7 protein-coding genes are annotated in these 5,959 nt (G+C 74.8%); 5 read left to right on the plus strand and 2 right to left on the minus strand.

Going from position 1 to position 5,959, the window contains the following annotated elements:
• Positions 1-50: 50 nt before the first annotated feature.
• Positions 51-618: SigE family RNA polymerase sigma factor (locus tag MW084_RS04205; RefSeq protein WP_275563476.1), on the minus strand; the 568-nt coding region annotated here is incomplete at its 5' end.
• Positions 619-1,018: 400 nt separating this feature from the next.
• On the opposite strand from MW084_RS04205, the gene afsQ1 reads away from it, so the two are divergent.
• The 5 genes from afsQ1 to MW084_RS04235 all read left to right on the plus strand — a co-directional run bounded on the left by afsQ1 (position 1,019) and on the right by MW084_RS04235 (position 4,965).
• Complete coding sequence (afsQ1, locus tag MW084_RS04215) at positions 1,019-1,696, plus strand: two-component system response regulator AfsQ1 (RefSeq protein WP_010468341.1); 678 nt, start codon at positions 1,019-1,021, stop codon at positions 1,694-1,696.
• A complete protein-coding gene (locus MW084_RS04220; RefSeq protein WP_050986707.1) occupies positions 1,693-3,294 on the plus strand; it encodes a sensor histidine kinase in 1,602 nt (533 codons plus the stop codon). Before afsQ1 ends, MW084_RS04220 begins: the two co-directional genes overlap by 4 nt.
• A partial coding sequence (locus MW084_RS04225) for a hypothetical protein (protein ID WP_275563477.1) occupies positions 3,281-3,865 on the plus strand: 585 nt, incomplete at its 3' end. The genes MW084_RS04220 and MW084_RS04225, both read left to right, overlap by 14 nt.
• A 228-nt stretch (positions 3,866-4,093) precedes the next feature.
• The gene (locus MW084_RS04230; protein WP_010468347.1) at positions 4,094-4,672 is read left to right on the plus strand and encodes a VanZ family protein; all 579 of its coding nucleotides are present in this window, start codon (positions 4,094-4,096) and stop codon (positions 4,670-4,672) included.
• Between the two features lie 92 nt (positions 4,673-4,764).
• On the plus strand, positions 4,765-4,965 hold the full coding sequence (locus MW084_RS04235; RefSeq protein ID WP_010468348.1) for a PspC domain-containing protein: 201 nt from the start codon (positions 4,765-4,767) through the stop codon (positions 4,963-4,965).
• 107 nt (positions 4,966-5,072) lie between these two features.
• Here the strand turns inward: MW084_RS04235 and MW084_RS04240 are convergent, their stop codons facing one another.
• Positions 5,073-5,381 (minus strand): hypothetical protein, encoded by a 309-nt coding sequence (locus MW084_RS04240; protein ID WP_010468350.1) that lies wholly within the window; start codon positions 5,379-5,381, stop codon positions 5,073-5,075.
• Positions 5,382-5,959: the final 578 nt, after the last annotated feature.

A 5,959-nucleotide genomic window follows, 5' to 3' on the forward strand; every position in this document is an offset into this window, starting at 1 on the left:
TGATCCCCCTGCGGGTNCCCCCCACGTCCCCCGTGGGTTCCCCCCTGCCTTCAGGCCACGAGCTGGCCGAAGGACTCCTCCTGGTCACGGCCGAAGCTGAGGACCTCGTCCTCGCGCAGCCGGCGGAGCGACCGCCAGATGCTCGACTTCACCGTGCCGACGCTGATGTCCAGGATCTCCGCGATCTCCGGATCGGTGCGGCCCTCGTAGTAGCGCAGGACCAGCATGGTGCGCTGCAGTTCGGGCAGCCGGGCGAGCGCCTGCCAGAGCACCGCGCGCAGCTCCGTGCCGCGCATCGCGTCGAAGTCGCCGGCGGTCTCCGGCAGTTCCTCCGTCGGGTACTCGTTGATCTTGCGGCGACGCCAGGCGCTGATGTGCAGGTTGGTCATCGTGCGGCGCAGGTAGCCGCCGACCGCCGCCTTGTCGCTGATCCGGTCCCAGGCCCGGTACGTCGAGAACAGCGCGCTCTGCAGCAGGTCCTCGGCCTCGTGCCGGTCCCCGGTCAGGTGGTAGGCGGTGGCGTACAGGGACGCGCGGCGCTCCTGGACGTAGGCGGTGAACGCGGCTTCGGCGTTCCGCCCCGCCGGGGCCCGCCGCTCCCCCGCGGCCTCCTCGTGCNNNCTNNCNNCGTCNCCCAGGGCGACGACGCAGGACGTGCCGGTCCGCCGTCCGGGACCGCGGACCCGCCCCCGCGCCCCGCCGGGCTCCCGGTTCCGGTCGGCGGCCGGGGCCTCCCGCTCGGCGGCGGTCCGCCCGGCGCTCCGGGCGGCGCCGCGGGGACGCGCGGCGACCGCGTCCGAGGTGGTGCCGTGCCGCACTGCGTTCATCACGCCCCCCTGTGGTCGTGGAGCCGGCTCGTCCATGTGGAAAGAAGACTGCCGAGGGGAGTTCATGGCGGTGTCCGCCGACTGTCACAGGCGTGTCACAGGGGGTCGCGGCGCGTCGTTCTGGTAATGGAGGGGCCGCCGGGGCACCCCACGGGTCGAACTCGTCTCCTCCCATGGGACAGAATGACGCCGTGCCTTTCCTGTTGCTGATCGAGGACGACGACGCCATCCGCACGGCCCTCGAACTCTCGCTGTCCCGCCAGGGCCACCGCGTGGCCACCGCGGCGACGGGTGAGGACGGCCTGAAGATGCTCCGGGAACAGCGGCCTGACCTGGTCGTCCTGGACGTGATGCTGCCCGGCATCGACGGTTTCGAGGTGTGCCGGCGCATCCGGCGTACGGACCAGTTGCCGATCATCCTGCTGACGGCGCGCAGCGACGACATCGACGTGGTCGTCGGCCTGGAGTCGGGTGCGGACGACTACGTCGTCAAGCCGGTCCAGGGACGGGTGCTGGACGCCCGCATCCGCGCCGTGCTGCGGCGCGGGGAGCGGGAGACGACGGACTCGGCGACCTTCGGCGCGCTGGCCATCGACCGGTCGGCGATGACGGTGACGAAGAACGGCGAGGAGCTCCAGCTGACGCCGACCGAGCTGCGGCTGCTGCTGGAGCTGAGCCGCCGGCCGGGGCAGGCGCTGTCGCGGCAGCAGTTGCTGCGGCTGGTGTGGGAGCACGACTACCTGGGCGACTCGCGTCTGGTGGACGCGTGCGTGCAGCGGCTGCGGGCGAAGGTGGAGGACGTCCCGTCGGCACCGACCCTGATCCGTACGGTGCGCGGCGTCGGTTACCGGCTCGACACCCCCGCGTGAGCGTGCGCGGGGGGCGGGGCGCGCTGGGCGCTGGGAAGCGGTGGACGAGCCTGCGGGTGCGGCTGATAGCCGTGTTCGGCCTGGTCGCGCTGACGGCCGCCGTGTCGGCGTCGGGGATCGCGTACTGGCTGAACCGCGAGGCGGTGCTGACGCGTACGCAGGAGGCGGCGCTCGGCGACTTCCGGCAGGAGATGCAGAACCGGGCGGCCGCGCTCCCGTCGCGGGCCTCCGGGGAGGAGCTGCGGCGGACCGCCGAGCTGATGGCCCGGGGCGGCGGCGGGTACAGCGTGGTGCTGCTGGGCGAGGGGGGCGCGGGCGGACCGGTGGTCGGCGCGTCCGACCCGGACCGGTTCACGCCGGCCGACGTGCCGGCGTCGCTGCGGGCGGCGGTGGACGAGGAGCAGGAGCTCACGGCCGCCAACCGGCACTCGTACCACGTGTTCTGGCTGCGGACGAAGCTGCGCGGCACGCCGTACCTGGTGGGCGGGACGCGGATCATCGGCGGCGGGCCGACCGGGTACATGCTGAAATCGCTGGAGCCGGAGCGGCAGGACCTGAACTCGCTGGGCTGGTCGCTGGGGGTGGCGACGCTGCTGGCGCTGCTGGGGTCGGCGCTGCTGGCGCAGGTGGCGGCGACGACGGTGCTGAAGCCGGTGCACCGGCTGGGCGAGGCGGCGCGGCGGCTCGGCGAGGGGAAGCTCGACACCCGGCTGCGGGTGTCCGGTACGGACGAACTCGCCGAGCTGGCGCGGACGTTCAACAGCGCGGCGGAGAGCCTTCAGAAGAAGGTCGCGGACATGAGCGCGCGGGAGGAGTCCAGCCGCCGGTTCGTGGCGGACATGTCGCACGAGCTGCGGACGCCGATGACGGCGCTGACGGCGGTGACGGAGGTCCTGGAGGAGGAGCAGGACTGCCTCGACCCGATGGTCGCCCCGGCGGTGTCGCTGGTGATCAGTGAGACGCGCCGGCTGAACACGCTGGTCGAGAACCTGATGGAGGTCACGCGGTTCGACGCGGGCACGGCGAAGCTGGTCCTGGACGACGTGGACGTGGCCGACCAGGTGACGGCGTGCGTCGACGCGCGGGCGTGGCTGGACGCGGTGGAACTGGACGCCGAGCGGGGCATCGTGGCGCGGCTGGACCCGCGCCGGCTGGACGTGATACTCGCGAACCTGATCGGCAACGCCCTCAAGCACGGCGGCTCGCCGGTGCGGGTGTCGGTGCGGACCGCCGGGGACGATCTGATCGTCCGGGTGCGGGATCACGGGCCGGGCATCCCCGAGGACGTCCTGCCGCACGTCTTCGACCGGTTCTACAAGGCGAGCGCGTCCCGCCCGAGGTCGGAGGGGAGCGGGCTCGGATTGTCGATCGCCATGGAGAACGCGCTGGTCCACGGCGGCGACATCACCGCGGCCAACTCCCCGGACGGGGAGGGCGCGGTGTTCACGCTGCGGCTGCCCCGCGACGGTTCGGGGGTCGCGGACCGCGACGGGGAGGACGGCCCCGCGCTCGGCGGCGGGGACGGCCGCGGCAGCCGGGGGGAAGACGGTACGGGGGACGAGGAGCGGCGTGGTGGCGAGCGGGATGCGCGTGCCTGACGCGGGCGGGCGGACGGCGGACCGGGCTCCGCGCCCGGAGACCGCCGGCGGGCCGGGTGCGCGCCGGTGGGGGATGTCGGCCGGGGCGGTCGTACTGGCGGCGGTGACCGCCGGGTGCGGCATCCGCACGACGTCGGTGCCGGTCGACGCGGGCGGGGCGCCGTCCCGGGTGCCGTGCACCCTGTCGGAGCCGACCGCGCGGGCGGCGGTGCCCGACGCGGGGACGCAGGTACGGGTGTACCTGGTGTGCGCGTCCGGCCTGCAGGCGGTGAGGCGTACCGTGCGGCCCGGGGGCGACGGGCCGGACGGGGCGACGCGGGCGGCCACCGCGCAGGCACTGCTCGACGCGATACGGGAGGAGCCGTCGCAGGGCGAGCGGCAGGCGGGTTTCACCACGTACCTGGGGGAGCCGCTGACGGTGGTGGCGGGCGGCGCGGACGACCCGGAGGGCACGCTGCGGCTGAGCCGGCGGCCGGAGGAGCTGCCGCCGGTGGCGCTGGCGCAGATCGTGTGCACGTACGGGGAGGGGGACGCGACCTCGGTGCGCGGCGCCGTGGTGCTGGGGGGCCCGNNGGGGCGGACCCGGTGCGGCGCTACGTGTGTGACGAAGGCGTGAAGGACCGCCCGGAGTCCCCGGTGCCGACCCGGGTCCCCTGACGGCCCGCGCCCCCGAGGGAGGGTCGGTCCCCGAGAGGCGTCGGGCCTCTCCCGGAAGGGATGCCGAGTCTCCCCCGGAAGGGGAACCGATGCCACCGGTCCCCGCGTCTTGGGGTGCGTGCAGCGTCAAGGTTCGGGCGGCATGGCCGCCATCCGCTACCGCGTGGCGGGGCTCTTCCTTCTCTCCGTCCATCTGGTGCTCGTGGGGTGGCTGACGCTGCGGCCGCTGGACGTGATGTGGGTGACGGCGGCGAACCTGGAGCCGCTCGCCGGGATAAGGGCCGATCTGGCGCTGGGCCCGGTCGAGGCGGCGCGGCGGATCGGCGAGGCGCTGGTGCTGCTGGCCCCGCTGGGCATACTGCTGCCGCTGGCGGACGCGCGGCTCGACGTGGCGCCGTGGGCGTCGCTGGTGCGGACGGTGTCCGCCGGGGCCCTGGTGTCCCTGGGGATCGAGCTGCTCCAGACCGCGGTACCGGGCCGGGTGGTGGACGTGGACGCGGTGCTGCTGAACACGGCGGGGGTGGCGCTGGCGCACCTGGCGGTCGTCCCGGCGTCCCGGGCCCGGCTGCGGCGCAGGTGGTGCGCTCCGGACCGCGGGGCGTGCACCCCTAAGGGCCGGGGGTCCTTCGCGCCGAGGAGGCAGCGGGACGAGGCCCTCCGGGGGGAGGACGGCCCCCAGGGGACGACCCCGAGGATTCCCAGGGTCGGGATCGCCCCGTAGCGTGACGCTTTGTCCGGGGTAAGCGGGTGAGGATGGAGTCATCGGAGGCCCGACGACGGCTTCCACGAAGCACCTCAACGAAGGAGCCCACCATGGCCGCACTTGCCCGCCCCCGTGACGGACGCGTGATCGGTGGAGTGTGCGCGGCGCTGGCACGGCGCTTCGGCACCTCGGCGACCACCATGCGCACGGTCTTCGTCGTCTCGTGCCTGCTGCCGGGCCCGCAGTTCCTCCTGTACCTGGCGCTGTGGATGCTGCTGCCGGAGGAGAGGACGACGACCCCGGCCTGGTAGCGGCCGCGCCCCGCCGCCCCGCCGGAGCCCCGGCCCGACCGCACGGCGGTGGGCGCCCACCCCCTCGGGTGGGCGCCCACCGCCGTCGTACGCTCCCGGGACCGGTTTCAGCCGAGGCCGGGGAGGAGACCGCCGAGGGGGAGGCCGCCGAGGAGCTGGGTGACCGGGTCGAGCGGGCTTGCGGCCGGGGCCGCGGGGGCCGCCTCGGGAAGGGCGCCCCGGGTGAGGGCGGCGGTCCTGCCCGCGTCGTCGGACAGCCCGGAGGCGGTCTGCGCGACCGGCACCGACTCGGCGGCGGCCTCCAGGGCCTTCCCGACGGGCACGTCGGTGAGCGCGGAGGCACTGCCCGCGGCCGAGACGGCGAGGGCTGCGCCGAGAACGGAGACGCCGAGGGCCTTGGCGGCGGAATTCTTCATCGGAATGCGTCCTTGGGTATCGGGGATTGCCGGCAAATCGGAAATGAGCGGTTCCGCAACCTAGCCACCGCGCGGCGCGGGCCGCAAACACCGGCGGACGGCCGGGGCGCGGCTTCCACGGCCCGGCCGACTCCGGGCCGTGCCGCCCAGCCGGTTCCCTTTTCCCTCGGAAGCGCTGGTGGCGACGGTCCGTCCGGGGTTCACCCGAATTCCGGCCCGGCGCTCCCCCGCCCGCTCACATTGCCGGGCGCCGCTGCTCTTTTCATCGAAAGGAATGAACGCCGACTTCACCGAATTGACGCGGACCCCCGTACGCCGTCGAGCGCATGCCGAAATCCTCCGCGAGCGGTGCGCATTCCCGTCCCCGCCGGTTCGGGACGCCGACCGGCCGGCCGGCGACGCCGGTGGTGGGGCGGCGGTGGGGACGGGGCCTCCGGGGTGCGAGGCCGGGGCCTCCGGGGTGCGAGGCCGGGGCCTCCGGGGTGCGAGGCCGGGGCCTCCGGGGTGCGGGAGCCATGCCCGCGGCCGGGGCTCGGCGGGTCCTGTCCGCGGCGGGCTCGGCGGGTCCTGTCCGCGAC

This window comes from Streptomyces sudanensis (assembly GCF_023614315.1).
Lineage (GTDB): Bacteria > Actinomycetota > Actinomycetes > Streptomycetales > Streptomycetaceae > Streptomyces > Streptomyces sudanensis.

Coding starts and splice junctions, on each gene's coding strand:
- MW084_RS04230 (WP_010468347.1), top strand. CDS start 4,094: ATGGCCGCCATCCGCTACCGCGTGGCGGGGCTCTTCCTTCTCTCCGTC.
- MW084_RS04240 (WP_010468350.1), bottom strand. CDS start 5,381: ATGAAGAATTCCGCCGCCAAGGCCCTCGGCGTCTCCGTTCTCGGCGCA.
- MW084_RS04235 (WP_010468348.1), top strand. CDS start 4,765: ATGGCCGCACTTGCCCGCCCCCGTGACGGACGCGTGATCGGTGGAGTG.